Origin of the sequence: Phenylobacterium sp. (assembly GCF_037138395.1) — a bacterium.
Taxonomy (GTDB): Bacteria; Pseudomonadota; Alphaproteobacteria; order Caulobacterales; family Caulobacteraceae; genus Phenylobacterium.
This window is the reverse complement of the sequence record NZ_JBAXIM010000260.1, coordinates 1-1,770: the sequence shown is the minus strand read 5'-3', so window position 1 is coordinate 1,770 and position 1,770 is coordinate 1. Positions and strand designations below refer to the sequence as shown.

The 1,770-nt window shown below is 65.3% G+C and carries 2 protein-coding genes; both read right to left on the bottom strand.

From position 1 onward, the window contains the following. A partial coding sequence (locus tag WCJ52_RS13030; protein WP_336903731.1) for a helix-hairpin-helix domain-containing protein occupies positions 1-306 on the bottom strand: 306 nt, incomplete at its 3' end. Between the two features lie 201 nt (positions 307-507). After that, positions 508-1,710: an amidohydrolase family protein gene (locus WCJ52_RS13025; RefSeq protein ID WP_336903730.1), complete on the bottom strand. Its 1,203-nt coding sequence runs from the start codon at positions 1,708-1,710 to the stop codon at positions 508-510. Positions 1,711-1,770: the final 60 nt, after the last annotated feature.

Genomic DNA, 1,770 nt, shown 5'->3' with positions numbered 1-1,770 from the left:
AGGCCCGCCCTTCTTGAGGATAGCCAACAGGGCTGCCTGGCTGGCCGCGGCCAGCAGGGCGAAGGTGCCCACGCCGTTGGAGCGCAGGAGGTGGGCGATCTTCGGGCCTACGCCCTCGATGATTTCGAGGTTGTCAGTACCGCCAATCACGTAGCCGGCGGCCTTGGCCGCAGCGTGGTCGATACCGGGGGCGGAAGCGACCGTGCCGGTGGTGAGGCGGGGGCGGCCAAGCAGCCAGCTGGCCAGCCAGCCGAGGAGGCCGCCGAGCAGAAGCCACCAGAGATTGCAGAGGATGAGATTAATCATGAAGCCTTCCTGGTTCCAGAGGTCAGAGGGTTTACTAAGCAATAACTTTGATCTCGGGGCAACCCGCTCTGTTAAATCGCCCGTCCGTCGCCCCCCTGTGCGGGCGGGGATTTCCACCCCTTTCCCGCACTCAGCCGGACCGACCTGTCCAAAATAACAGCTTTAACAAGTGATAAGCATAAAACTTATGGGACACTCCCGTCAGGCGGCCTCCGTGGCCCGTCGGTCCACCCGCGCGTTCGGGAAGATGCGCAGGAAGTTCTCGGCGTAGAACTTGTCGCGCACCATCGCCGGGCGCTCTCCGAGGGAGGCCTCGAAACGGCCGATCGGGTTCCGGCCGCCCTCGATGTGGGGATAGTCGCTCGAGAAGAGATAGAGGTCCTCGTTCGACTGGTCGATGAAGTTCCCCACCTCCTCGAAGACAAAGGGCGTGAAGGCCAGCTGCTGGGTGATCTGCTCCGACGGCGTGCGGGTCAGGCCCTGGAGGTTGGCGTCATTCCGGCTCCAGTGCTTCACCACCCAGTCCAGGCGGCGAAGCATTTCGGGAACCCAGCCGGCGCCCAGCTCAACCGCCGCGCCGCGCAGGCCCGGATTGCGGTTCAGGACCCCGTCCAGGATCATCATGGTCAGAAACTGCTCCGGGCCCTCATGCAGCAGGGCCACGTCCTTGGTGCGCAGGTTCTCACCCCCGCCGAGCCAGTCCTTGGTGGGCGGCCGGCCATTGTTCATCCAGGACTTGGCCAGCTGCAGGGGCGCCCCGCCCACGTGCAGGACAAAGGGCATCCCGGCCTCAGCCATCTTCGCCCAGAAGGGATCGAAGTCGATGTGCCCCGGAGAGCGGTCCAGGGGCGCCCGGTGCGGCACCCAGACGGCCTTGAGGTTGCTCGCCAGAACGAAGTCCAGCTCCTGCAGGGCCAGCTCCGGATCATCCAGCGGGATGACACCCACCCCCATCAGCCGGTCGTCGGCCGCGCAGAAATCGATCATGTGCCGGTTGTGCGCCCGGGTCGCGCCATAGCGCAGGCGGTTCTCCAGCTTGGTCGAGGGCGAGAAAGGCATGCGCAGGCTGTGGGTGGCAAACACCAGCTGCTTGCGGAAGCCCAGCAGGTCCATGGCGGTGCGCCGGTCGCCGGGATTGAAGGCGCCCAGGGCCTGGATCTCCTTGGACTTCTCGATGAGGGCATCCCCCAGGGCCACCTGGGCCGCCACATGCTCGGGGCTGTGCGTCCCGCCCTGATCCATGATCACCGCCACCTCCTCGTCGGTGACAATGGAGGCCGAGTAGGACACCTCGGGAATCTCGTCCCTCAGGCTGGGGTCCGCATAGCGCTTCAGGAAGTCCGGCAGCTCCATGATGTGGCTGTCGGCGTCATAGATATCGCGGTCCGCAGGCGCGTAGGCCATGGTCGTCTCCTCCGGGAATGTCGTTTCTTGTCCAAGACTATGCGGCGGCGATGGCGCGGC